General features: G+C 65.4%; 26 protein-coding genes. 18 read left to right on the plus strand and 8 right to left on the minus strand.

The window, feature by feature from the left end; all coding sequences use genetic code 11:
* Positions 1–6 precede the first annotated feature (6 nt).
* Positions 7–1,428 (minus strand): ATP-binding protein, encoded by a 1,422-nt coding sequence (locus tag J7I92_RS04170; RefSeq protein WP_214837675.1) that lies wholly within the window; start codon positions 1,426–1,428, stop codon positions 7–9.
* A gap of 124 nt (positions 1,429–1,552) precedes the next feature.
* On the opposite strand from J7I92_RS04170, the gene J7I92_RS04175 reads away from it, so the two are divergent.
* From J7I92_RS04175 to J7I92_RS04195, 5 genes are all read left to right on the plus strand, one after another.
* Positions 1,553–3,106, plus strand: a complete 1,554-nt coding sequence (locus J7I92_RS04175) for a PspC domain-containing protein (protein WP_214837676.1) — start codon at positions 1,553–1,555, stop codon at positions 3,104–3,106.
* Position 3,107: 1 nt separating this feature from the next.
* Positions 3,108–3,446: a hypothetical protein gene (locus tag J7I92_RS04180; protein WP_214837678.1), complete on the plus strand. Its 339-nt coding sequence runs from the start codon at positions 3,108–3,110 to the stop codon at positions 3,444–3,446.
* A 3-nt stretch (positions 3,447–3,449) separates the two neighbouring features.
* The gene (locus J7I92_RS04185) at positions 3,450–3,707 is read left to right on the plus strand and encodes a PspC domain-containing protein (protein ID WP_214837680.1); all 258 of its coding nucleotides are present in this window, start codon (positions 3,450–3,452) and stop codon (positions 3,705–3,707) included.
* Between the two features lie 182 nt (positions 3,708–3,889).
* A complete protein-coding gene (locus J7I92_RS04190) occupies positions 3,890–4,915 on the plus strand; it encodes a 6-phosphofructokinase (protein ID WP_214837682.1) in 1,026 nt (341 codons plus the stop codon).
* A gap of 103 nt (positions 4,916–5,018) precedes the next feature.
* Complete coding sequence (locus tag J7I92_RS04195; protein ID WP_214837685.1) at positions 5,019–5,777, plus strand: GNAT family N-acetyltransferase; 759 nt, start codon at positions 5,019–5,021, stop codon at positions 5,775–5,777.
* Between the two features lie 53 nt (positions 5,778–5,830).
* On the opposite strand, the gene J7I92_RS04200 is transcribed toward J7I92_RS04195, so the two are convergent.
* The 7 genes from J7I92_RS04200 to J7I92_RS04230 form a co-directional block, all read right to left on the minus strand.
* Positions 5,831–7,345, minus strand: coding sequence for a DHA2 family efflux MFS transporter permease subunit (locus tag J7I92_RS04200; protein ID WP_214837687.1), 1,515 nt, complete (start codon positions 7,343–7,345; stop codon positions 5,831–5,833).
* A 34-nt stretch (positions 7,346–7,379) separates the two neighbouring features.
* Positions 7,380–7,943, minus strand: coding sequence for a PadR family transcriptional regulator (locus J7I92_RS04205; RefSeq protein ID WP_214837689.1), 564 nt, complete (start codon positions 7,941–7,943; stop codon positions 7,380–7,382).
* Between the two features lie 124 nt (positions 7,944–8,067).
* Entirely contained in the window at positions 8,068–8,478 is a 411-nt protein-coding gene (locus J7I92_RS04210) for an ankyrin repeat domain-containing protein (RefSeq protein ID WP_214837691.1), read from the minus strand.
* Positions 8,475–9,560, minus strand: coding sequence for a folate-binding protein YgfZ (locus tag J7I92_RS04215; RefSeq protein WP_214837693.1), 1,086 nt, complete (start codon positions 9,558–9,560; stop codon positions 8,475–8,477). The genes J7I92_RS04210 and J7I92_RS04215 overlap by 4 nt, the downstream gene beginning before the upstream one ends.
* A 78-nt stretch (positions 9,561–9,638) precedes the next feature.
* Positions 9,639–10,382, minus strand: coding sequence for a flavodoxin family protein (locus J7I92_RS04220; protein ID WP_214837695.1), 744 nt, complete (start codon positions 10,380–10,382; stop codon positions 9,639–9,641).
* Positions 10,383–10,453: 71 nt separating this feature from the next.
* Complete coding sequence (locus tag J7I92_RS04225) at positions 10,454–11,068, minus strand: FABP family protein (protein ID WP_214837697.1); 615 nt, start codon at positions 11,066–11,068, stop codon at positions 10,454–10,456.
* Positions 11,069–11,237: 169 nt separating this feature from the next.
* Positions 11,238–11,972 (minus strand): permease, encoded by a 735-nt coding sequence (locus J7I92_RS04230; protein WP_214837699.1) that lies wholly within the window; start codon positions 11,970–11,972, stop codon positions 11,238–11,240.
* A gap of 303 nt (positions 11,973–12,275) precedes the next feature.
* Here J7I92_RS04230 and J7I92_RS04235 point away from each other — a divergent pair, with 303 nt between their 5' ends.
* From J7I92_RS04235 to asd, 13 genes are all read left to right on the plus strand, one after another.
* On the plus strand, positions 12,276–12,974 hold the full coding sequence (locus J7I92_RS04235; protein WP_011692843.1) for a response regulator transcription factor: 699 nt from the start codon (positions 12,276–12,278) through the stop codon (positions 12,972–12,974).
* 261 nt (positions 12,975–13,235) lie between these two features.
* Positions 13,236–14,207: a mycothiol synthase gene (mshD, locus tag J7I92_RS04240; RefSeq protein ID WP_214837703.1), complete on the plus strand. Its 972-nt coding sequence runs from the start codon at positions 13,236–13,238 to the stop codon at positions 14,205–14,207.
* Between the two features lie 104 nt (positions 14,208–14,311).
* Positions 14,312–16,561, plus strand: a complete 2,250-nt coding sequence (locus J7I92_RS04245) for an RNA degradosome polyphosphate kinase (RefSeq protein ID WP_214837706.1) — start codon at positions 14,312–14,314, stop codon at positions 16,559–16,561.
* A gap of 10 nt (positions 16,562–16,571) precedes the next feature.
* Positions 16,572–17,576: an NUDIX hydrolase gene (locus J7I92_RS04250; protein WP_214837709.1), complete on the plus strand. Its 1,005-nt coding sequence runs from the start codon at positions 16,572–16,574 to the stop codon at positions 17,574–17,576.
* Between the two features lie 96 nt (positions 17,577–17,672).
* Entirely contained in the window at positions 17,673–19,385 is a 1,713-nt protein-coding gene (locus J7I92_RS04255) for a hypothetical protein (RefSeq protein WP_214837712.1), read from the plus strand.
* The gene (locus J7I92_RS04260; protein WP_214837715.1) at positions 19,382–19,771 is read left to right on the plus strand and encodes a GntR family transcriptional regulator; all 390 of its coding nucleotides are present in this window, start codon (positions 19,382–19,384) and stop codon (positions 19,769–19,771) included. The genes J7I92_RS04255 and J7I92_RS04260 overlap by 4 nt, the downstream gene beginning before the upstream one ends.
* A gap of 9 nt (positions 19,772–19,780) precedes the next feature.
* Positions 19,781–20,584, plus strand: coding sequence for a thymidylate synthase (locus J7I92_RS04265; RefSeq protein WP_214837718.1), 804 nt, complete (start codon positions 19,781–19,783; stop codon positions 20,582–20,584).
* A complete protein-coding gene (locus J7I92_RS04270; protein ID WP_214837721.1) occupies positions 20,581–21,165 on the plus strand; it encodes a dihydrofolate reductase in 585 nt (194 codons plus the stop codon). The genes J7I92_RS04265 and J7I92_RS04270 overlap by 4 nt, the downstream gene beginning before the upstream one ends.
* Positions 21,166–21,169: 4 nt before the next feature.
* A complete protein-coding gene (locus tag J7I92_RS04275) occupies positions 21,170–21,388 on the plus strand; it encodes an NF038396 family protein (protein WP_214837724.1) in 219 nt (72 codons plus the stop codon).
* A 127-nt stretch (positions 21,389–21,515) separates the two neighbouring features.
* Complete coding sequence (locus J7I92_RS04280) at positions 21,516–22,499, plus strand: WXG100 family type VII secretion target (protein WP_214837727.1); 984 nt, start codon at positions 21,516–21,518, stop codon at positions 22,497–22,499.
* An 18-nt stretch (positions 22,500–22,517) separates the two neighbouring features.
* Positions 22,518–23,177 carry a hypothetical protein gene (locus tag J7I92_RS04285; RefSeq protein WP_214837730.1) on the plus strand — a complete coding sequence of 220 codons (660 nt, stop codon included), beginning with the start codon at positions 22,518–22,520 and terminating at the stop codon, positions 23,175–23,177.
* On the plus strand, positions 23,152–23,655 hold the full coding sequence (locus J7I92_RS04290; RefSeq protein ID WP_214837733.1) for a hypothetical protein: 504 nt from the start codon (positions 23,152–23,154) through the stop codon (positions 23,653–23,655). The genes J7I92_RS04285 and J7I92_RS04290 overlap by 26 nt, the downstream gene beginning before the upstream one ends.
* Positions 23,656–23,803: 148 nt before the next feature.
* Positions 23,804–24,946 (plus strand): aspartate-semialdehyde dehydrogenase, encoded by a 1,143-nt coding sequence (gene asd / locus J7I92_RS04295; protein ID WP_214837736.1) that lies wholly within the window; start codon positions 23,804–23,806, stop codon positions 24,944–24,946.
* Positions 24,947–24,950 lie beyond the last annotated feature (4 nt).

A 24,950-nucleotide genomic window follows, 5' to 3' on the forward strand; every position in this document is an offset into this window, starting at 1 on the left:
TGTTGTTCACGACTTTCCCTCTCCGTTGTCCGCGGCGTCGGACGGCAGCCTGAGCCGCACTTCCGTCCCGTCCGCACTGCTGCTGATAACTGCGCTGCCGCCGTGGCGCTTCATCCGTCCGACGATCGATTCCCTGACCCCCATCCGGTCGGCAGGAACCGACTGCGGATCGAAGCCCGGGCCGCGGTCCTTAACAAAAACTTCGACGCCGCCGTCGGCCACTTCCAGGTAGACCGATACTGTGCAGCCGCCGTGACGGGAGGCGTTCACCATGGCCTCGCGGCTGGCTTGCACCAGTGCCTCGTGGCGCTCGGTCATGGCGGTGTCACCCACGGTGACCACGTCCACAGCGTTGCCCAGTGAGTCCTCAACTTCGGCAGCTGCTGCCTTGATGCGTTCCGAAAGCTGCCCGGCTTCCTTGCCGGGGTCCCGGTACAGCCAGCCCCGCAGCTCACGCTCCTGCGCGCGGGCCAGCCGCACGACGTCGTGCTCGTTGCCGGCGCGGCGCTGGATCAGCGCAAGTGTCTGCAGCACGGAATCGTGGAGGTGCGCGGCGATCTCGGCGCGCTCGGTGGCGCGGACCCGGCCCGCGCGTTCGGCCTCCAGGTCCCGCCAGAACTTCAGGCCCCACGGGAGCAGCACCAGCGCCACGCCGCCGAGGACCGCCACGGAGGCCAGGAGGGCCAGCCACGTCTGCTCCCAGGAGCCGGATCCGGACACCATCACGAGCACCCCGGCCACCACGAGAGCCAGCCCAGCGGCAAGCCTGGCCCAGCCGCCGGCCTGGTCCGCCTTCGTCTTGTCCACAAGGCCGGCACGGCGGGTTTCATCCAGCTGCATCCAGGCAATGGCTGCCCCGCCGAGAATCGCCGCGGCCGGGATCAGGGTGCCCAGCGGAACGTCCACTCCCAGCATCCGCGCGGTCAGGATGCCGCCGGCCAGCAACAGGCCGGCGCCCAGCAGGATTTCCTTGGCGAACGGCATGCGGCGGAAACGGAACCAGGCCGGGTTCGTCGGCGCCGTTCCCTGTGATGTGCCGCTTCCCGCGGGCAGTGGCTGTCCGACGTCCGCGAGGCCGTCCCGGCCGTCGGCAGGACGGGAGACGGGTTCCGCTAGACCGGCGGCGGGCGCCGGACCGGCGATAAAGCCGGGCGGTACCGGCAGCGGGCCGGGGGCGCTCACTGCCGGGGCAATGGGCGACGCCGGGCGCCGCGCGTTCCGCTTTGCGTTCTCGTCCGCGGTGGGAACCATGATCCAGAGCCATGCATAGAACGCCAGCCCGGCCCCGCCGGCGAATGCGGCCACCACCATGCCGATGCGGACCATCCGCACCGGCCAGCCCAAGTGGGCGGCAAGGCCCGCGCAGACACCGGCAATCATGCGGTCGCTGCTGCGGACCAGCGGAGGGCGGGAAAGGGCGGTTGTCATGTGTCAATCCAAACACGGATCAGGGTTACCGACGCCTGGTTTCGCAACGAACCGGGGGTCACTCAGGGATAGCTCAGGGTGTTCCCCAATAGAGCGCGCAGGCAACAAACGGGAGGATCGAAGTATGAACCAGCACAATGCACACCCCGACGAAGATCCACTCCCCGCCAGCCGTCCGGATCCCGGTTCCGCCGGCCCGGCGGAAGGCGCATCCGCGGACAGCACCGCCTCGGTCCAGGATGACTCCGGCACCACGCAGGGCAGCTTCCCGGGCGGCCCGCCGCCGCTTTACCCGAACGCCCAGGTCCCCGGCGACCAGATCCCCACTGACCACTCCGGGAGTTCCCGGTACGCCTACCCCCAGCCCCAGCCGCAGAACTTCTTCGACTGGATCCGGGGCCATGGCATCCAGCGCGGCCGGGACCGCTGGATCGGCGGCGTCGCCAGCGGCATCGCGCACCGGCTGGGCATCGACCCGCTGATCGTGCGCGGCATCTTCATTGTCCTCGCTATTTTCGCCGGCATCGGAGTGCTGCTCTACGGCATCGCCTGGGCATTCCTCCCCGAGCCCGACGGCCGCATCCACGTCCAGGAAGCAGGCGCCGGACGATGGTCCACCGGCATGACCGGTGCCCTCATCACCACCGTGATCGGCTTCCCCAGCCTGGGCAGCGGCTTCTGGGGCTGGGAGCGGAACGGTTTCGGCGGCTTCTTCTGGACAGTCTTCTGGATCGCCGGCGCCATCTACTTCATCTACTACCTCTCGCAGCGCAACAAGGCCCGGAACGGAGCCCCCATCATGAACACCAGCACGGATGCCGGCTCCGCAGCCGGCGGGACCGCCTTCGCAGCCACCGCGCCGGCCGGCACAGCCTTCCCGGCATCCGGCGCGCCGTATGAGTCCGGCCCCTTCACAGGAAACACCTACACAGGCGGCCCGTACGACGGCGGCGCCCCCGGCGGTTACGGCCCCACCCCGCCCTATGGCGGCGCTTCCGGCCCCGGCGGCTATGGCGGGCACGGCCCGTTGGCTCCCGCACCGAAGGCGCCTAACCTTGGCCCGGGAGCCCCCGCAGTCGCGGTAACGGCCGGCCTGGCCCTGCTGGTAGGCGGCGGTATCAAAGCCTTGGAGGCCCTCAACGTCATCAACCTCGGTGACGCGGTCAACGCGGTGGTCTGGGCCAGCGGCGCTGCCGTCCTCGGCCTCGGCATCCTGATTCTGGGCCTCAGGGGCCGGACCTCGGGAATCCTCGGTTTCTTTGCCGTGGTGGCGCTCATCATCGGCGGCATCTTCAACGTGGTTCCCAACGGTGACCGGTTCCGCTTCCAGGAAGCCAACTGGAACCCGGCCACTATCCAGCAGGCCGGCGAAGGCTTCGACATCACCGGAGGCAGCGGCACCGCTGACCTGACGAAACTGAACCTGACACCGCCTCTCAGTACCGACGTCGTGATTCCCCTGGATATCACGGCAAGCAACCTGACCGTCATCATCCCGGACACCGTTCCCGTGGAAATCAAGGCCGACATGACCATGGGCAACCTCAACGAAGGCGGCCAGCACCACGGCGGCATGAGCTCCCAGCAGAGCAGTTACAACACCGACAAGCCCGGCGCCGCGCTCATCCTCGAGATCGACGGAACGATGAGCAACATCACCATCCAGGAAGGAAACTGACATGAGCAGCTACGAACCCGATCCGGACACTGCGCCGCAGGCAAAGGCGCAGGCAAAGGCCCCGGCAAAAGCGCACCCGGCGGCCTCGACAACGGAACCGGCACCCGGCGCGGCGGCACGGCACGGCGGACCATTGTCGGCACGGGTCGGCACGGTGGTCTGGGGGCTCATCATCCTGGCACTGGCAGCGTTGATCATCATCGGACAGCTCGGCATCGTGGCGCTGAACGGGACCTACGTACTGATCGGCCTGATGCTCGGTGCGGGCGCCGCACTCGTGGTGGGCGGGCTGCTCTCGGCCCGCGGACGTGACAAAGAATCCACAACAGGGAAGTCTTGAAGCATGGATAAGTTCTACAGCATCGTTAGGGGCCTTGGCCTGAAGCGCGGACCGCAGCGGTGGTTGGGTGGCGTGTGCGGAGGCATCGCCGCAAAGCTCAATGTGGACGTCGCCTTCGTCCGGATCGCGTTCCTGCTCTTCAGCCTCCTGCCCGGCCCGGCCTTCGTGTTCTACCTGGCAGCATGGCTGGTCCTTCCGGACCAGCGGAACGCCATCATCCTCCAGTCCTTCCTGGACAAACGGTCAATCAACGGATCTTGACCACACGAATCCCAAGGCCCCTGCTCTCCGGAGCGGGGGCCTTTTCGTTCGCCATCCCGGCTGAGATTAAAGGGGCACCGTGTAACCAGTTTGTGTCGTAACCCACACTCACCACTAGAATCTAGGTGAGCTCAGCGTGGCGCTCTGCCAGAACACCCTCTCACCAGGATTTGAGCCGAGACATGAAAATTGGAATTCTCACCAGCGGTGGCGACTGCCCCGGACTGAACGCCGTTATCCGCGGCGCCGTCCTCAAAGGGATTGCCATCCACGGCCACGAATTCGTAGGATTCCTTGACGGCTGGCGCGGCGTCGTCGAAGGCGACATCATTGACGTTCCCCGCACCATGGTGCGCGGCATTGCGAAGCAGGGCGGCACCATCCTGGGAACTTCCCGGACCAACCCGTTCGAAAACAACGGCGGCCCCGAGGTCATCAAGGCCCACATGGACCGCCTCGGCATCGACGCAATCATCGCCATCGGCGGTGAGGGAACGCTGGCCGCAGCCAAGCGCCTCACCGACGCAGGGCTGAAGATCGTCGGCGTGCCCAAGACCGTGGACAACGACCTTGATGCCACCGACTACACCTTCGGTTTCGACACCGCCGTCCAGATCGCCACCGAGGCCATCGACCGCCTCCGCACCACAGGTGAATCCCACCACCGCTGCATGATCGCCGAGGTCATGGGCCGCCACGTTGGCTGGATCGCGCTGCACGCCGGCATGGCATCCGGCGCCCACGCAATCCTGATCCCGGAGCAGAAAGCCTCCATGGACCAGATCACCGAATGGGTGCAGGAAGCCCACGACCGTGGCCGCGCGCCCTTGGTGGTTGTTGCCGAAGGCTTCGTTCCCGAGGGCCAGGAAACGCCGCACTCCGAGCGCGGGCTGGACACCTTCGGACGTCCGCGCCTCGGCGGCATCGCCGAGATGCTCGCCCCCGAACTCGAGGCCCGGACCGGGATCGAAACCCGCGCCACCGTCCTTGGCCACATCCAGCGCGGCGGCGTCCCGTCCGCCTTCGACCGGGTCCTCGCGACGCGCCTGGGCATGGCCGCCATCGACTCCGTGGTGGACCAGCGCTGGGGCACCATGGTGTCGCTCAACGGCACCGACATCGTGCACGTCGGCTTCGACGCCGCCCTGGGCAACCTCAAGAGCGTCCCGCAGCACCGGTACGACGAAGCCGCCGTGCTCTTCGGATAGCAGCTTCGGACCGCGAGTAGAGCGCGAACGGACACTTGAGGCCCCCGCCACGGGGGCCTCAAGTGTCCGTTCGCGCTTGTGTTGTGCTGGGTAGGGTTGAGGCATGACTCTCGACTCCGGCTCCGCCGACATCATCCAGCTGGCATGGGCCCGGCATCTGGGCCTCGACGACGGGGTGTTTGCCGCGGCGCGCATGCTCGACGCCGATGCGGCAGTTTCGGGCGCCGGCTGGCCTCCCGCTGGCGGGCGGATCCTGAGGGCGGACGAGTCCCGGAAATCCGTGGATTTTGTGCGGCTGTTTGGCGCGTCGGCCCTCGTCGGACCCCAGTGGGCCCTCGACGCCGCCGAGGGCATCCCGGACGAGGAACTGGCCCAGCACGTGACCCTGCTGACAATCACACGGCACCACGGCGGCCATGGACTGGGCGCGGCCGCTCTCTTCTTCGCCGACGACCTCCCCCTGCTCCAGCCCGGGGAGGAGCTGACCGTTTCGCACGGCAACCCCGAGGCCATTGAGCTGGAAGGCTGCTGCCCGCCTGACGACGTCAATGAGGTGGGACTGTCCGAGCTGGAACACCGGTTCACAATCCTGCTGGACGTCCAGGGCCGCAAGGCTCCCGTGGCATGCGGCGCCTACACCGAATGGGAAGGCATCCTGGCCCACATGGGCGTGCTGGTGGACCCTGACTGGCGCCGCCGGGGACTCGGCTCGCTGGCGGCATCCATAGCCGCGCATGAAGCACTCACGGCGGGCCTGACCCTGCAGTGGCGCACGGACGTGAGCAACAAGGGCGCCTTGGCTATTGCCCGCAGCCTCGGGTTCTCGACGGGCGGCATCCAGACCAGCGTGCTGCTGGGCTGACGAAGGACCCGGCCCGGCTGGCCATCCTGGCAGGCGAATAACCAGGCGGATAGTCAGGCGGACTTGGCCGATGCAGAGTCGGAGGCCGGAGCAGCGGCGCCGCCCCAGTTTTCCACCGGCTTGGGCTTCGCGAAAAACAGCGCCATGGCCGCGCCCAGCACAATCACTGCTGCCGGCAACATGATGGACTGTCCCATCGCCGTCGAAAATCCTGCGTGCAGCGCTTGTGGCAGCTGTCCGCCGAAACTCATGGCGCCCGCCTCGCCCGCGGCGCCCCCGGGGGCCGCCGGAAGTTCTTCAGCCAGCCGTGCCTGCATGAGCACCGCGATGGCTGCACTACCCAGCACCGCGCCGATCTGGCGTGTGGTGTTGTAGACCCCTGCACCGGCACCGGCCTGGCGCGGCGGCAGGTTGCGCGTGGCCGTGGAACTCAGCGGCGCCCAGATGCCGGCATTCGCGAAACCGAGCACGGCGCTGGGCAGCAGGAAGAGCCAGATGGGCGTGTCCGGATGCATCAGCGCTGAGTTCCAGAACAGTGCCACGGACATGAGCGTGAGCCCGGCAGCCGTGATGTACTTCGGATTCACGCGGTCGATGATTTTGCCGACCACCGGTGCGAGGCCGCCCGAGATGAGCGCCATCGGGACCATCATCAGGGCGGACTGCGTGGGAGTGAGGCCGCGGACCATCTGGTAGTAAAAGATCAGCGGGAGGCCGAAGGCCGTGACCGTAAAGCCCACTGTGGTGATTCCCAGATTGGCCAGCGAGAAGTTGCGGTCCCTGAACAGGGCCAGCGGGAGCAGGGGTTCGCCTTTATTGAAGCGCTGCCACAGTACAAACGCCGCCAGCACCACAACCCCGGCGATGATGAGGCTCCATACTGTGACGGGCCCGGTGATGGTCCCCCAGTCGTAGGTCTCGCCCTCCTGGATGCCGAACACCAGCAGGAACAGCCCGACGGCGCTGAGCAGCACGCCGGGAATGTCGAACTTGTGCGGATGGGTGGTCAGGGAGGGAACGAAGCGGAGGGCCAGGATGAAGCCCGCGATTCCCACCGGCACGTTGATAAAGAAGATCCACTCCCAGCCGAGTCCGTCCACCAACACACCGCCAAGGATCGGTCCCACCAGGGTGGCCACGCCGGCGGTGGCGCCCCAGATCCCCATGGCCGCCCCGCGCCTGTCCGGCGGGAAGATGCGGGTAATCACGGCCATGGTCTGCGGCGTCATGATCGCGGCACCGAAACCCTGGACCACGCGGGCAAGGATCAGGGTCTGGACGTCGCCGGACACCCCGCACCACAGGGACGCGAGCGTGAATACCACCAGCCCCGTCAGGTAAAGCTTCTTGGGCCCGAACCGGTCGCCCAGCCGGCCGGTGATCAGCAGCGGCACGGCGTAGGCCAGCAGGTAGGCGCTGGTCACCCAGATCACGGAATTGATGTCAGCGTTCAGGCCTTCCATGATCCGGGGGTTCGCCACCGAAACGATGGTGGTGTCGATCAGGATCATAAAGAAGCCGATCACCAGGGACCAGAGGGCCGGCCACGGCCTCGCTACGTTTTCCATGTGCTTCCTTCTGATGGTTGTTGTGGCTGCTGCGCTACCACGGGAGTTCCCCGGAGCGCAGCTGGTCCTGCAGGCCGCGGATCCAGCCCATTTCGGACCCCAGCATGGTCTGTTGGTACTGGAGGTCGATCCAGTACTTGCGGGCCACGTCCTTTTTCCGGACCGCGGCCTCTCCCGCCTGCAGGTACTCGAGTTGTTCCTGCAGCAGTACCAGCCGGCGGTCAAGGAGCTCCAGGACGACGGCGACCGGGAGATTGTATGCCTCGGACACGGCCAGCGGGAAGGCCGGATATTCGTTCACCGGCTCGGCGAGCATGTCCTGCAGGCGCCCCGTGAGTGCCTCCCGCCCGGCGGACGTGATCCGGTATGTGGTCCGTTCCGGCCTGTTGCCTTCCCGGTCCGTTCCGGCGGTCTCCACCAGGCCGCGCTCCTCAAGCCGGCCCACGGCGTGATAGAGCGTTCCCGGGCGCACCTTGACCAGCCTGTCTTCATGCCTGGCCATGAGGAGCTGGTACATCTCATAGGGATGCATCGGCTCCTCAACCAGCAATGACAACGCAGCTATGCCGAGCGGTGTCAGCGGAGCAGGTCGGGGCATGGTTCCGGTTGCTCCCTCTCGATGGCGGATAACTGGCTTATTCCATGTCAACTATTCCACATGGAATATTGAGGGGCAAGAAAGCCCGCGGGTCGAATAACCCGCGGGCCGTCCGGCGGTCCGCTCAGCCCAGCAAGGCCTGGATGTCGGTCCGGGCAAACATTTCCGCCGCGGCCCGTGCCGAGGGGGTTCCGGCGTCGGGGTCTGCGCCTGCGCCGAGCAGAGCTTCAGCCACCTCGGTGTAGCCCTTGAAGGCAGCCCCGGCGAGCGGAGTCTGGCCGCGGTCGTTGACGGCGTTGGCGTCGGCTCCGTGCTGCAGGAGCAGCTGTACCGCCGGGGCATGTCCGTGGTAGGCCGCCAGCATCAGCAGGGAGTCGCCGGCCGAGTTGGTCATGTTGGGCGGGGCTCCGGCGTCCAGATAGGTTGCCAGCAGCGCGGCGTCGCCCTGCCGTGCTGCATCAAAGAGGGCGTGGGCAAGGGCCAGGGTCTGGTCGTCGGGACCAGCGGTGCTGTTGTCCCCCGTGGTGTCGGTCATCGGTGCGTTCCCTTCAGGAATCCGGTCTGGCGGCCCACCACCTGGCCGGCATCGGGAGCCACGATGACTTCCTGCGCGGCCGTGTATGGTTCGTCGCCGTCTACGACCGTCAGTATTTCATCCGGAGACACCGATCGCTTTATGACCGCCAGGGCCACCGGGCCCATTTCGTAATGCTGCACCACGGAGGTCACCGTGCCCACCTTCCGGTCCCCAAGGCGCACGTCGCTGCCCACTGCGGGGAGCGTGTGCTGGGAGCCGTCCAGCTGGAGGAAGACCAGGCGCCGCGGCGGGTGCCCAAGGTTGTGCACGCGGGCGATCGTCTCCTGGCCCTTGTAGCAGCCCTTGGCCAGGTGCACGGCGGTGCGCAGGAGGTCCAGTTCGTGCGGGATCGTCTTGTCATCGGTTTCCGCGCCAAGGCGGGGGCGCCAGGCGGCGATCCGCAGTGCTTCCGCGGCCCACATGCCGGCCAGCGGACGGTCACCCACGGTGGCTTCCAGTTCAGCGGCGGGCACCAGGTATTCAAACCAGGGCCGTTCGAGTCCGGGATGTGATTCTTCCCCGACCACGGAGTAGGCGTAGCCGCCGGCGCCCACATGCGGCCAGGGGTCCTCCCACACCTTCAGGTCCTGCCAGTCCTCCACCCGCCGTGTGGTTCCGAGGACGGCCCAGTTGCCCGAAACGTCGGCAATCTCAACGCGGAGCATGAACTTCATCCGGTTCAGCCACTCCGCCAGCGGCGCCGCTTCGGCGGCCTCCACAATCAGCCAGGTGGTCCCCCCGTCGTCGATTACCCGCGCGTCAAACTCGATGCGGCCCTGGACGCTGAGCAGCAGCAGTTCGCTGGACTCCCCGGGGGCAAGGTTGGTGACCTGCTGGGAGGATAGGGTGTTGAGCCAGCTCAAGCGGTCCGGACCGGTGACGGTGACCACGCCGCGGTGGGAAAGGTCGACGACGGCGGTTCCGGCTGCCAGGGCGCGCTGCTCGCGCAGCGGCTCACCGTAGTGCGACGCGACGCCGGCGTCCGCGCCGGCGGCCTCGACAGCGCCAGGGCGCGACAACAGGGGGCTCTTGATAGTCATATGTAGGGAACGTCCTTAACGGGGCAGGTATTCCGGCACCGGATGGCCCGGCGACCGGCACACTAAATGCTGGTGGGCTCAGCGGTACTCGGGGTTCTCAAAGTCGAAGCGGGTGCCGGCCTTCCATTGTTCCGGCAGGTTGCCGTAGGCCGGGATCCCGCCGGCGTCCTTCAGCGTTCTCGCCAGGTGCAGCAGGTTCCACGTCATGAAGGTGGTGTTGCGGTTGGTGAAGTCGCTCTCCGGACCTCCGGACCCTTTATCAAGGTAGCTGGGGCCGGGTCCCACGGGGCCTATCCAGCCGGCGTCGGCCTGCGGCGGGATGCTGAAACCGATGTGTTGGAGGCTGTAGAGAATGTTCATCGAGCAGTGCTTGATGCCGTCCTCGTTGCCGGTGATGAGGCAGCCGCCCACTTTCGGGTAGAAGGCCCACTGTCCTTTTTCGTTCAGTTCCCCGGAGTGCGCGTACAGGCGTTCGATCAGTTTCTTCGTCTGAGAAGAATTGTCCCCCAGCCAGATGGGCCCGGCCACCACCACGATGTCCGCTTCCTTGACTGCCGGGTACAGCTCCGGCCATTCGTCCGTAGCCCAGCCGTACTCGCGCATGTCCGGGTACACCCCGCTGGCGATATCGTGATCGACGGTCCGGATCACCCGGGTGGTGACGCCCTGCTTCTCCATGATGAGGCGGCTGACTTCGATCAGGCCCTCGGTGTTGCTGGTCTGCGGAGACTTCTTGAGTGTTCCGTTGAAGAAAACGGCCTTCAAGTCAGCGTAGCTCCTGCCCGGTGCTGAGTTTCCCTCGTCCGGCTGCTGGTTGTTCACGACCTTGCTCCCTGCACTCGTTGCGGACAACAAAAATCAGTGAGACCTGGGGCCGCGCCGGGCCAGCCGGCCTAGGACGCCTTGCTGAGGATGGCCGAAGCGTGGGCTTCCAGTCCGCCGCCGGGTGTGGACGACTTGCCGGTGGCAACGTCCCAGCGCCAGAGCAGCTTTCCTTCCACCAGCCCGAAGATCCGGGTGGCGGCGGTGTACTCCTTGGAATGGCTTCCGCGCATCACCATGTCGGTGCTGAGCCGGATCTGGGGTCCCTTGATCTGGCCGTAGTACAGCTCCGAGATCCCGCCGGGGTGCGAAATGGAAACGGAGATGTCAAAGCCGCCGTCGCTGTTGCGCAGCGCTTCGACTTCGTCAGCACTCTTCAGCACGGGAACGATGTCGGCCGGGATCAGGCCCGGGCCGCCGTCTTCCTCCCGCTGCTTGCGCTCCAACGCCCAGAAACCGGTCTCGACCGTCAGTGGCCGCAGCTTGGTTCCTTCGTCGTCGCTCAGCCAGCTTTCAGCGCGGTACTGAAGGTACGGCAGGCCGTTGTGCGTGAAGGACACGTGCTGGAGGAAGTGCTCCGAGTCCTCGTCGCCGGCCCCGAGCCGTCCGCTGCCCTCCCACTCACCGATGAGCCAGGACAACGGGACGAGCTCGGGCGTGAGGTCTGTAGGAATTTCAATCGGCACAGTAACTACCTCCGCAGGCAACTAGCTCTGGACTGGTATTACTTCTGGCCCTTGAAGAGGCGGTAAACCACAAAACCAGCGAACCAGGCCATGGAAAGGCTGGCGATGCCAAGCAGGACAAGGAAGAAAATCTCAAATGCAAGTACGGACATGATGCCATCCTAACGCTTTAGAAGATGAGTAGTTTGTCTATGAAGTAGGCGAGCGAACCCACCGCTGCCACGGGCGCCAGGCCCATGCCAAGGGCGGCTGCAAAGTTAAGCCGGTCCCCGCGGAGTATAACCAGTCTTCGCAGGCTGACCAGAACCGAGCCCACCGTAACTCCCACTGCGGCGGCGGGTATGACGGCGATGTTCGAGAAGATGAGTCCGGCCAGCGGAGCAGTGATGCCCGCAAGGACGATGCCCAGCGGCGCCACGATCCGGTCCGGCCAGCGGATAAGGCCGGCCAGCAGGGCAAAGGCGGCGCTGATCCCGGCCACCAGCACCATTTCCTTGACTCCGTTGAACCGGGAAGCCGCAATCCAGCCTGCGCCAAGGCAGGACAGCAGCACGCCGGCGCTCGAGCCCAGCGTCGACTCCAGCCGCTGCGCCTGGCCCGTGCCCCGCAGCAGCTGCATCAGGAAAACGGCCATGACGCCTGCCGCGATAAAGGCGGGCGTCCAGTCGAGGAAACCGGGCGCCGGGACATAGGTGGCAGCCACGGCAGAGCCTGCACCGGGGAGTCCGATGATGGCGGCGAGGGTCTTCTTAGCTGGGATGCCCAGGAAGTGGGGCCAGCCGATGCCGACAGCCAGTGCGACGAGGACGGCAACGCCGAGCAACACTTCCGGCAGGGCATAGGCGCCGGCGACGAAGACAGCAAGCCCGGCCAGCCCGATGGTTCCGATGGTCCACGGCTTCACTGTTTACCCGCGCTCACTCTCTGCTGACATCGTCTTCGCTTCGTATCCATCCGGCACCCGTCCTGACGGTCCAATCCTGCCTTATGTGACCTGCTTATGTCGCAAAACGGAAATTGAAACGAGCCGGATCAGTGTCTGTTTAGGGGCTATTAGGTATACTCAAAGCTCAGCTACGCTTCCTTCGGAGGATGCGGGCAGGTCCGGGAATCCGGGCCGGCCACTACCGACGCGGGCAGCCAGTACCGGCCGGTGGAAGCCCGGTTCAGACGCCCAATGATGCGCGGACAGCCCCTTGGAGGAACAATGTCGCACATCCTGCTACTGACGAACAGCACCGGGTCATCGGTGGACATCCTGCCTGCCTTGGAACTACTAAACCACCGCGTGCATATCCTCCCTGCCGAGCCCACCGCGCTGCTGGAGACCGACCCCTGCGATGTCGTCCTGCTGGACGCACGCAAGGACCTGGTGGGTGCCCGGTCCCTCACCCAGCTGCTCAAGGCCACCGGACTCAGTGCGCCGCTGATGCTGATCCTCACCGAAGGCGGCATGGCGGCTGTCTCCTCGGCCTGGGCCGTAGACGACATCCTGCTGGATTCGGCCGGTCCGGCTGAAGTGGAAGCCCGGATAAGGCTCTCCGTGGCCCGCGCCGTACCGGAGAAAGAGGATCTTCCCACCGAAATCCGCGCCGCCGGCGTCGTCATCGACGAAGCAAGTTACACGGCCAGGGTCAACGGGGCCCCGCTGAACCTGACCTTCAAGGAGTTCGAACTCCTCAAGTACCTGGCGCAGCACCCCGGCCGGGTGTTCACCCGCCAGCAGCTGCTCACCGAGGTGTGGGGCTATGACTACTACGGCGGCACCCGCACCGTTGACGTCCACGTCCGGCGACTCCGCGCCAAGCTGGGCGCCGACCACGAAAACCTGATCAGCACCGTCCGCAACGTGGGCTACCGCCTGACACTGGTGCGCCAGCCCGAAGAGGAGCTAACGGAGGCCTAGCCGCACCGCAGCGGCACGCCGCGGCGATCAACACGAGCATACGAAAAAACCCCGGACCAGCGGTCCGGGGCTTTTCTCTTGGCTTTTCGCCTGCAGTGGAGGACATACGGGTCGAACGTATCGAGGCCACCCCAGTGGTGGATCCCCCTCAAATCCCGCTTCAGGAAGCCGGGACAGGTAACGACTATACGTGCCGGATCCCGGAGCTTCAAATCGGCCCGAATCCCGCCGCCACCCGGGCTGGCCGTATAGCCTTACTCCATGAGTCCTGCGCATCCCGAGACCTGGCCCGTGCTCGTCATCAAAGGCGGAGTGGACGACGAACTCCTGAGGGACTTCACCGCCCTCGCCGCAGCCGCCGAAGAGTCCGACGGAAACCCCCCACTGTCCGAGCAGACCTTTGTAACGCTCCGTGCGGGCGTGTCCGGCAGCCACTCGCTCCTGTCTCTGGCCCTTTATGCCCCGGATGAGGATTCTGATCCTGCCACCGCCCAGGACCTGGCCGGGTTCGCAGTGGTCGTGGAGGAACCGGACGGCACCGGGGTGCTCGAGGTGGCGGTGCACCCGGCCTACCGGAACCAGGGCGTGGCGGACAGACTGGTGTCCACGCTCAAGGCGTCCCGCGGATTCGACGGACTGAAGGCCTGGTCGCACGGGAACCACGAGGCCGCCGCGGACCTCGCTGCCAAGTACGGCTACGGCCCCATCCGGGAACTGTGGAAGATGCGGCTGACCGCTTCCGACGCGGAACTGCCCGACACCGCCCTCCCGGAGAACGTGACCCTGCGGGCCTTCGTGCCGGGCCAGGACGAGGAGGCCTGGCTGGCTGCGAACAAGGCCGCCTTCAGCCACCACCCGGAGCAGGGCAACATGACCAGGAGCGACCTCGAAGCCCGGATGGCGGAGGACTGGTTCGATCCGGCCGGCTTCCTTCTGGCCGTGGACTCATCCGACCGGATCCTCGGCTTCCATTGGACCAAGGTGCACCCCCGCCACGGCAGTCATCCCGCGATCGGCGAGGTCTATGTGGTGGGCGTCACCCCCGAAGCCCAGGGCATGGGACTGGGCAAGGCCCTGACCGTGGCCGGCATCAGATACCTCCAGGACAAAGGTCTGCACGCGGTGATGCTGTACACGGATGCGGGCAACCTTCCGGCCGTGTCGCTGTACCGCCGGCTCGGGTTCACGCGGTGGGATGCGGACGTCATGTACGGGCCGTTGACCGGCAGTTAATCCAATCGGCTGACGGGCGCGCCACCGTTCAGGAAATCTAAGTATCCCCTGAAAGGAATGCTTGTAAGGTTGAAGGTAAACCGTGCCAGCAATAAGGAGTGACCATGCAACCGGAATCAGCCGGAATCGCCACGTCTGAGGCCAGGGTGCTGCCGGTGCGCGCCCGCTTCGGCTCCTCCGAAGTGCCGGCTTCCCGTGCCACGCAGGACCGGATCGACATTCCTGAGTTCGCGCCCAGCCTTGAGCCCGACGGCGACATCAGCCCGGACCGGTTCCTGGACCGTGAACTGAGCTGGCTGGCCTTCAACTCGCGAGTGCTGGAACTTGCCGAGGACCCCGATCTCCACCTGCTGGAGCGGGTCAGCTTCCTCTCGATCTTTGCCTCCAACCTGGACGAGTTTTTCATGGTCCGCGTTGCCGGGCTGAAACGCCGGATCGCCACCGGGCTTGCCGTCCCGTCCCCGGCGGGGCTGAGCCCGATGCAGGTCCTGGACCAGATCGGCGAAGCTGCGCACCGTCTGGCCCAGCGCCACGCGCGGGTCTATGCCGAACAGATCCGGCCGGCCCTCGCCTACGAGCACATCCACCTCATGCACTGGGATGAGCTCGATGACCAGGCCAAAGACCAACTCAGTGCCATGTTCGCCGAAAAGGTCTTCCCGATCCTGACGCCGCTCGCGGTGGATCCCGCCCACCCGTTCCCCTACATTTCCGGGCTGTCCCTAAACCTGGCAGTCGTGGTCCGCAACCCCGTCAGCGACAAGGAGCTCTTCGCCCGTGTCAAGGTTCCGGACCAGTTGCCCCGCCTCATTTCCATTGACGGCCCGCGCGCCGGGTCGGTTCCGGGCCGGGTGGCCCGGTTCATCGCGCTGGAAGAAGTCATCGCCGTCCACCTGGACCAGCTGTTCGCCGGCATGGAGGTCCTGGAACACCACACCTTCCGCGTTACCCGGAACGAGGACGTGGAAGTCGAAGAGGACGACGCCGAAAACCTGCTGCAGGCGCTTGAAAAGGAACTGCTGCGCCGCCGGTTCGGCCCGCCCGTGCGGCTCGAGGTCACCAACGACATCAACCCCAACATCCGGGCGCTCCTGATCCGTGAACTGGGCGTGGAGGAGTCCGAGGTCTACTCCGTTCCTGCACCCCTGGACCTGCGGGGCTTGTCCGTCATTGCCGGCATCGACCGCGCGGACCTGCACTACCCGAAGCACGTGCCGCACACCTCGCGGTACCTGAACGAATCGGAAACGTCGAAGGCCGCTAACGTCTTCGCGGCCATGCGCCGGCGGGACATCCTGCTGCACCACCCGTACGATTCCTTCTCCACCTCCGTCCAGGCCTTCCTGGAGCAGGCCGCGGCGGACCCGAAGGTCCAGGCCATCAAGCAGACCCTGTACCGCACCTCGGGCGACTCCCCCATCGTTGATGCCCTCATTGACGCAGCGGAGGCCGGCAAGCAGGTGCTGGCCCTGGTGGAAATCAAGGCCCGGTTCGATGAGCAGGCCAATATCTCGTGGGCACGGAAACTGGAGCAGGCCGGCGTGCACGTCGTGTACGGCATTGTTGGCCTGAAGACCCACTGCAAGCTGTCCCTCGTGGTTCGACAGGAAGTGGACGGCCTGCGCCGCTACTGCCACATCGGCACCGGCAACTACCACCCGCGCACTGCCCGCTACTACGAGGACCTCGGGCTGCTGACGGCCAACGATCAGGTGGGTGAGGACCTTTCCAAGCTCTTCAACCAGCTCTCCGGCTACGCCCCGAAGTCCACCTTCAAGCGCCTCCTGGTTGCGCCCCGTTCGGTACGGTCCGGCCTCATCGACCGGATCGAGAAGGAAATCCGCAACGCCAAAGCGGGCATCTCAGCAAGGGTGCAGATCAAGGTCAATTCAATGGTGGACGAGGCGATCATCGATTCGCTCTACCGCGCATCGCAGGCCGGCGTAAATGTCGACGTGATCGTCCGCGGAATCTGCTCGCTGCGCCCCGGCATCCCCGGTCTCAGTGAAAACATCACGGTTCGTTCCGTGCTGGGACGGTTCCTGGAGCACTCGCGTGTCTTTGCCTTCGCCAACGGCGGCGATCCCGTGGTCTACATTGGCTCCGCCGACATGATGCACCGCAACCTTGACCGGCGTGTGGAGGCACTGGTCCAGCTCACCAGTGGCGACGACACGTCGTACGTGCTGGACCTGCTCCGGCGCTACATGGACCCGGAAACGTCCAGCTGGCATCTGGACAGCGAGGGCGAGTGGATCAGGCACCACGTCGGCGATGACGGGCGGCACCTGGAAGACGTCCAGTCGTGGCTGCTCGCCTCGCGGTCGCGCCAGCGCCAGTCGATAAGGCGGTAGGACCCTGGCCTTGAATAGTGATGCGAAAAGCGCTGCCGTCGACGACTCGGCGAACGATTCGCTTGTTGCGGACCAGACGGACCATCCAGGGGAACCGATAGCAGTCACCGCGGCAGGCGCGCTGCCTTGGCGCGTCAATGAGGACAAGCTCGAAGTCCTGCTCATCCACCGGCCGCGCTATGACGACTGGTCGTGGCCGAAGGGAAAGATTGACGCCGGCGAGACCATTCCTGAATGCGCTGTCCGTGAGATCGAAGAGGAGATCGGGCTCAAAGCCACCCTTGGCATTCCGCTTCCACCCATCCACTACCATGTGTCTGCCGGCCTGAAGGTGGTCCATTACTGGGCCGTGGACGTGGACGGTGCCAGGCTTCGTCCGGACGGCAAGGAAGTGGACAGCGTGATGTGGTGTTCGCCGGAAAAGGCGGCCGCCCTGCTGAGCAACCCTGGTGATGTAGCGCCGCTTGAACACCTGGTTGACTCCTACACCCGCAACGAACTTGATACCTGGCCACTGCTGGTGGTCCGCCATGCCAAAGCCAAACCGCGCTCTTCCTGGACCAAGGCCGAAGGGGACCGTCCGCTCGCGGCCACCGGGCGGCGGCAGGCGCAGGCTGTCGGCAGGCTGCTGCATGTGTGGAAGCCGCTGCGCGTGCATTCGAGCCCGTGGCTGCGCTGCGTCGCCACGATTGCGCCGTACGCCAAGTCCGCGGACGCCAAGGTAAAGCTGCACGATGCCCTGACGGAACACCGGCACGCCCGCAACCCCAAAAAGACCGCCGCGGTGGTCGAATCACTCTTTGACAAGCAGCGCGCCATTGCCCTCTGCACCCACCGTCCCGCGCTGCCCACGGTCATCAATCAGCTCGCGGAACACATGAATGGATCGCTGCGAGCCCTGCTGCCATCCTCCGACCCCTACCTTGCTCCCGGGGAAATCATCGTGTGCCATGTGGCCCGGGGCAATAACCACAAAATTGTCGCAGTGGAACAGTTCAGGCCTTTCGACGACTAGCGGCCCTCCGCCTCCGGCGGAGCCAAACTCCGGCCGCCTTGACCCGGACCTTTTTGTATCAAATACTCAGTACATTGATGCAAATTCTGGGGGATAATGCCGGTCCAATTCAAACTGCCGCCGATGCTGCTGCTGGGACCGCTGGTTGCCGCCGTCGTTCTCTACCTCATCCTGAGGTGGGTGGTGTGGGAACCCAAAACGGGGGCCTCGCCGGAGACGGTTTCCCAGCACGCGCTCTGGGTCGGCGTGATCGGCTGGATGGCCAGCTCATTGCAAGGCGCCATGAATATAGGCATCATCCCTGCCGGCTCAGTCGGCAATCCGGCCATAGGCCCCTCGCTCCTCACCCCGGATGCCATCATCCCTGCCCTGGCCTGGCCGATCCTCGGGACCCTCGGGGTACACGCCGTGGGCCAGCTGAGCTATCCGCGCCCCAAACGCCTCCGCCGCACCGCCACGCTCCAGGTGCGGAGAATCAGGGACTTCCTCCCCCGGCCGCTCGCGTGGACAACGCTGGCCATCTTCGCGGCCGCGGCGACTTTCATCGCCTGGACAGCCACGCTGCCGGGATTTAGGCCTGTCCCGTACGGGACGGCGCCGTACGGGACAGGGCCGGACGGGACAGTGCCGGACGTGACAGGGCAGGATCCGTACCGGTATTTCGGCGGCGATGGCCGTATCCCGGGCACCGAGCTGGCCGTCTGGCTGGGAACGGCACTAGCCGTCCTGGCGGCAGGCACCTGGCTGGTGCTCCTCCTGATCTCCCGGCGGCGGCAGCTCGAGCCGCTGTCGGACTATAACAACGCACTGCTTCGGACCATAGCGATGAACAGGCTCCTCCGCACCGTGGCAACCATTGCGTCGGGTCTGGCGGTCATTGCCGGGAATTTCGTGGCGAGGCCGGACCCTGGTAGCGGCAGCATGTCGTGGACCAACTTCGCCGCGATTCCCGGCATCGCCGTGCTGCTGGCCATGCTGGTCTGGGCGCCGCCAAAGCTGGCCGGGGCGGACGGCACCAAGGCAAGGCCGGCGGCACCGTCCGGAGGCTCACACCCCGCAGCACGGCTGGTTTCTTCGGTCGGTGCAGCGCTCGGTGTCGCCGCGGCGCTTCCCCTCCTCGCCGGGGTCTTCTTTGTGCCCGCCCTCATGGCCGCGCCTGGCGGCTACGGTCCGCCCGGATTCACCGCTACGGTGGCTGTGCTGGTGCTGTTGGTCCTCGCCGCCGGCGAGCTCCTGCTGCAGCGCAACTACGCCAAGGCCGGCGAGCCGCGCACCTGGCCCCGGCAGCCGGTGGCACCCGGCCTGCTCACTGCCGCGATCCTCGCACTGCTCGTTTTCCTGGCCGTACTGGTGGTGACAGGGCACGGCAATTCGCTGCTCGGCCGGGACGGCGGCTGGGTTCCCGCTGCGCTCGCCAGCTCCGCCGCCGTTGCTGCGGCAATCCCCGCTTTCTGCGCCGCGCGTTTCCGGCATGGAATACCGGACGCTCCCCCCGGGCTCGACGCTGCGCTGCGGGCAGTCACCCTGTACCGGCTGGTGCGGACCCTTGCGGCCATGCTCACGGCACAGGCCGGCCTCCTGCTGATGGCCAACAGCCACGCGTGGGCGGCGGTCTTCGGTACGGCGCCGTATCCGCCATCAATCCCGTGGTGGCCCGCTTCCCTCGCCGGGTCAATCCTGGCCGCCGCCGCCGTCGTCATGACGGTGGTGCCGGTGGGGACGTCAGCGGCTGCCAAAAGAGGCACTGCTCAGCTGCCCGAGGTTCCGCGGCGCAAAGTTCCCGGAGCAGGCAAGGACTGCGTCACATGACGGCGAGCCTTTCGGTGGACCTCGGCTCCGCGGTGCCGCCCTATGAGCAGATCCGCACCCAGCTCTCTTCGCTGATCGCCGTGGGCTCCCTGGCTGCGGGAACCAAGCTGCCCACCGTGCGCAGCCTGGCGGCGGACCTGGGCATTGCGGCCGGGACAGTGGCCCGCGCTTACAAGGAACTCGAGCAGGCCGGCCTGATCGAGGCGCGACGGCGGAACGGCACCATCGTCGTCGGGGTGCCTGACGCCGGCCTGCCCGCGGACGGCGCGGTGACCGCGGACCTGATTGCCGCCGTCGACCGTTACATCGCGGAAGGGCGCGCCGCAGGACTCGACGACGGCACGCTCGAGGGCATTCTGCACGTGCGGCTCCACCATCCTCAGTAGACTGGGACAGTGAGCATTCCAACGCCCTATGAAGACCTCCTGCGTGACGTCCTTGCCAACGGCACGCACAAATCTGACCGCACCGGAACCGGCACCCTCAGCGTATTCGGTCGGCAGATGCGCTTTGACCTCAGCCAAAGCTTTCCGCTGGTCACCACCAAGCGCGTGCATTTCAAGTCGGTGGCGGTGGAGCTGCTGTGGTTCCTTCGCGGCGAGACCAATGTGAAGTGGATGCAGGACCAAGGCGTCACCATCTGGAACGAATGGGCCGATGCCGACGGCGAGCTTGGCCCGGTCTACGGTGTCCAGTGGCGCAGCTGGCCGACGCCCGACGGCGGCCACATCGACCAGATCGCCGAGCTGGTGGAGAACCTCAAGTCCAACCCGGACTCGCGCCGGCACATCGTCTCCGCCTGGAACGTGGCCGAGCTGCAGGACATGGCGCTGCCCCCGTGCCACGCCTTCTTCCAGTTCTACGTTGCGGACGGGAAACTGTCCTGCCAGCTTTACCAGCGCTCCGCGGACACCTTTCTGGGCGTCCCGTTCAATATCGCGTCCTATGCGCTGCTGACGTGCATGCTGGCACAGCAGGTGGGCCTGGAGCCGGGCGAGTTCGTCTGGACCGGCGGCGACGTGCATATCTACGACAACCACATGGACCAGGTGCTAAAGCAGCTGCAGCGGGAACCGTACGAATACCCGCAGCTGAAGATCCTGCGCAAGCCGGACTCAATCTTCGATTACACGCTGGACGACTTTGAAGTGGTCGGCTACCAGCACCACCCCACGATTAAGGCGCCGATCGCAGTATGAGCACTGATAACGCCATGGATCCCCTGGCCTTCACGGAAAAAATCGCCGACGGCACCACCGGAGTGGGGCTCGTCTGGGCCCAGACCACTGCCGGGGTGATCGGCAAGGACGGCGACATGCCGTGGCACCTGCCTGAGGACATGAAGCACTTCACCCGGCTCACCACCGGGCACCCGGTGATCATGGGGCGCAAGACCTGGCTTTCCTTCCCGGACAAGTACCGTCCGCTGCCGGGGCGCACCAACATCGTGGTGACGCGGCAGGACGGCTGGGGTGACACTGCCGAAGCGCAGGGTGCCCTTGTGGTGAAGTCGCTCGACGACGCCCTGCTGGAATCCCAGTTCGTGCCCGGCCACGAAACCGTATGGGTGCTGGGCGGCGGGGAAATCTTCGCACAGACCCTGGACATCGCCGACGTTGCGGTAGTGACGTTCATCGATTCCGAGGCCGACGGTGACACGTACGCCCCCGAGCTCGGCTTCGAGTGGAAGCTGGCTGCGAGCGAGCCGGCGACCGGCTGGCTGACGTCCGCCAGCGGAACGCGGTACCGGTTCACCATGTGGCGCCGGACAGAGGCGTAAAGGCATGCTGAAGAGACCGGAAACACTCTTTGTCCTGGGCTACATGCTGCTCCCGCTGCTGGCGCTCCTCTCTGCGATCGTGGGCCTGACCATGATTTTGGGCGGCAACAAGATCGCCGGCGCCATTGTTCTGGTGGTGGTTACCCAAGCGTTCGCGTTCGGGGCCTTCTATGCGCTGCGCCTCCGCAAGGCGGCGGTTCTCGAACAGCACGACGCCGACTAGCGTCCTGAGGGGGTCCGCAGCCGCGATGGGGAGCTGTGCCCATCGCGGTCCTGCCGGGCAGCTATTAGAGTAATGCGAGCAGCCTGGCGAAAGCCTGCTGCTCGGACATTTTGGGGGATGATGCCTTGTGGCAGGAAACTTATGGGGCGCGGACGTTGCCCAGCTACGGACGCTCGCGCAGCAGTTCGGAAAAACATCGGACAACCTGCTGCTGCAGTCGTCGCAACTCAGCAACCAGATCAACAACAACCCTGCTTGGAAGGGCGACGACGCGGTCAAGTTCCGCTCCGAATGGAACGGAAGCCACCGGGCGCTCATCCAGAAAACGGCATTCGCACTCAAGCAGGAGTCCAAGAAGCTGCTGACCCAGGCCGAGCAGCAGGAGAAGGCGAGCCAGTCCGGCGGCGCCGGCGTCTCCGCTGGTACTCCGGGCCCCACTGGCGGAAGCACTCCTTGGGGCCCCGGTTGGATGTCGGACGGAGATTCGCCGTTCCGCAGTGGCTGGGACGCCTACAACGGCGTCCTCGGGCTGAAGGCAGTTCCCTTGGGGCTGAGGGACATCACTCAGTTCGTCACTCGGCACGGCGAAGAAGTCGGAGACCTGTTGATCGCTGGGGACGACATGGCCGCAATCAAGCAATTCTTCAACAAGGACCTCTGGGAGGCATCGGCCCGTTCAGACGACCTTCGGGGCGCATTTTCCGGTACCGGGGACCTGCTCAGCGGTAAATTCGGGGACTTCACCGAGATGGCGCGGGGGGCCGGGGCAACGGACTTGGGTCCGTGGGCAAAGTTCGGATTGAACTCCGCAGGACACATGCTTGGCGGAATAAGTGTGGGCTTGGATGGTCTGGACACCGTAAATGCAATCCGTAATGGGGAGACTGGGGATGCAATGAAGTCAGGCCTCAAGACCGCACTCGGCGTCGGTTCATTCTTCCCGCCGCCAGTAGGGGTTGCCTGCATGGTGGCCGGAGGCGCCTGGGCCGCCGTCGAGCTGATCCCAGGAGCCAAGGATACGATAGACGGCGCCTTCGATGTGGTTGGAAACGTCGCGGAAGATGGTGCAGAGATGATCGGCGAGGGCGTCAAAAACTTCTTCGGTTTTTAGCCAAAGCACTCTCATAGGATGATAAATATGACTACAGCACAAACCACGGTGGACACGTCCATAGGATTTGGCCTGGCTGAAATGGCCTACCTTCTGCACTTGCAATCGACCGCCGGATCGCAGGCAAGTGCTTCATGGCTAAGGCTCACGGAAGAGTCTGAAAACCAGGAAATGGTCCGCGCCGGGCTTTCTTCACTCATTGCGCGCGGATTGGCATCGGTAACGGGTTCGGACGTTGAATTCGATGAGCGCGTCGATGTTGTCGCCTACACCATGGCCAACGCAGTTAGATGGTCACAGTTGGATTTGCTCCTTGATGCCAAGGGAGGCGATTCAGTCCTGCACGCCGAGTCGGATCGGACCAAACTGATTCTGCAGCCGAGAACGATGATGAGCTGGTTTGCGCTGCCCCAGGACCCGGCCATCTCCGCGGAAGCAGCAGAAGCCATTATTGTCCGTAGTCATTTGAATCAGAATCCGGGCGGCGGCGTCAGAATCCGCTCCGGACTTCACCGCAGCTCACGACAGATGCTGGTCCGCAAGGAGGATCACGGCTGGATCCACGCCCTAGCCCTCGATGATGTGGTTGGAATCGAAGCATTGGCCCGGAGCGATGACGACCTCACGGCTGCACTGGCTGCCTTCAGGGCGGATGAGCGAGCAACTGATGGCAACTGAACCGACCGTGCGCAGAGCCGTTGTAGACCGTCCCTACTACTACGCCACCAGTATGGAAAAGACAGTTCACGCCTACACGAGGGACGAATGGGGCATTGGCGGGTCGCAGCCATCCGGCAATTACTCGGTTCACACCACCACGGGGCTATACATTGTCACGATCCTGATGACCATACCCGCGATATTTGCACCACTTCTTTTGATTATCGCGGTGGCCAGCCTCAACATCATTGTTGGCTTACTCGCTCTGGTGTGCACCGTGCTATTCACTGGAGGGTGGCTATTCGGGATCGGCAACCTGCGCCGGGAGCGGCAGGCGTCGAAGCAGCGACGGCTCAAGGGGCTGCCGAAGCCCCGCTTCGCCCTTTCCGACGATCATGCACGCGACTGGTTTGAGTCCCACCCGTCAGGGATTGCCATCACCCGAGAGAATTTTCCCGACAGCACCCGCCCGTTCCCGGGCGAAACTTTCCCGTAAGGATTTGATCGTTAACTGTCGTGCTGGGGCTGGTGTTCCTCGGCTCCCTGGTATTCCTAGCTGCCATGCGCCGTCGTGCGTTTGGTAGCACCGATGAGAGTGACGTAACCGACTGCGCCGTGCCGCTTCCGAAGTCTAAACTGGACGAATGACTACAGCAGCTACCCCCTCCGTCGGCCTGGTCGGATGGCGCGGCATGGTCGGCTCCGTCCTGATGCAGCGCATGCAGGATGAAGGCGACTTCGCCAACATCAACCCGGTGTTCTTCTCCACCTCCAACGCGGGAGGTGCCGCCCCGACTCTTGCCGGCACTGCCGCCGGTGCGGCCGGCAAGCTCGAGGACGCGTTCGACGTCGACACGCTGGCTAAGCTGCCCATTATTGTCACCGCCCAGGGCGGCGACTACACCAAGCAGGTCCACGGCGAGCTCCGCCGCCGCGGCTGGGACGGCCTCTGGATCGATGCCGCCTCCACCCTGCGCATGAACGACGACTCGATCATCGTGCTGGACCCGATCAACCGCGACGTCATCGACAAGGGCCTCGCCAACGGCACCAAGGACTTCATCGGCGGCAACTGCACCGTGTCCTGCATGCTGATGGGCCTCGGCGGCCTGTTCAAGAACGGCCTTGTCGAGTGGGGCACCTCCATGACCTACCAGGCCGCCTCCGGCGGTGGCGCCCGCCACATGCGCGAGCTCCTGAGCCAGTTCGGCACGCTCAACGCCGAGGTCAGCACCGAGCTGGACGACCCCGCGTCGGCCATCCTGGACATCGACCGCAAGGTCCTGGCACACCAGCGCACCGACATCGACGCCAGCCAGTTCGGCGTCCCGCTGGCGGGTTCGCTGATCCCCTGGATCGACGCGGACCTCGGTAACGGCCAGTCCAAGGAAGAGTGGAAGGCCGGGGTGGAAACCAACAAGATCCTCGGCACCGACGCTGAGAACCACATCAAGATGGACGGCCTGTGCATCCGCATCGGCGCCATGCGTTCGCACTCGCAGGCGCTGACGCTCAAGCTCCGCGAAGACCTGTCCGTCGCCGAGATCGAGAAGATCCTGGCCGAGGACAACGAATGGGCCAAGGTCATCCCGAACACCAAGGAAGCCTCCATGGCGGAACTCACCCCGGTGGCGGCGTCCGGCACGCTGGACATCCCCGTGGGCCGCATCCGCAAGCTCGAGATGGGCCCGGAATACATCAGCGCCTTCACCGTGGGCGACCAGCTCCTCTGGGGCGCCGCCGAGCCGCTGCGCCGCATGCTCAACATCGCCACCGGCGCCCTCTAGGCCA

Origin of the sequence: Arthrobacter sp. ISL-72 (assembly GCF_018613755.1) — a bacterium.
Lineage (GTDB): Bacteria > Actinomycetota > Actinomycetes > Actinomycetales > Micrococcaceae > Arthrobacter.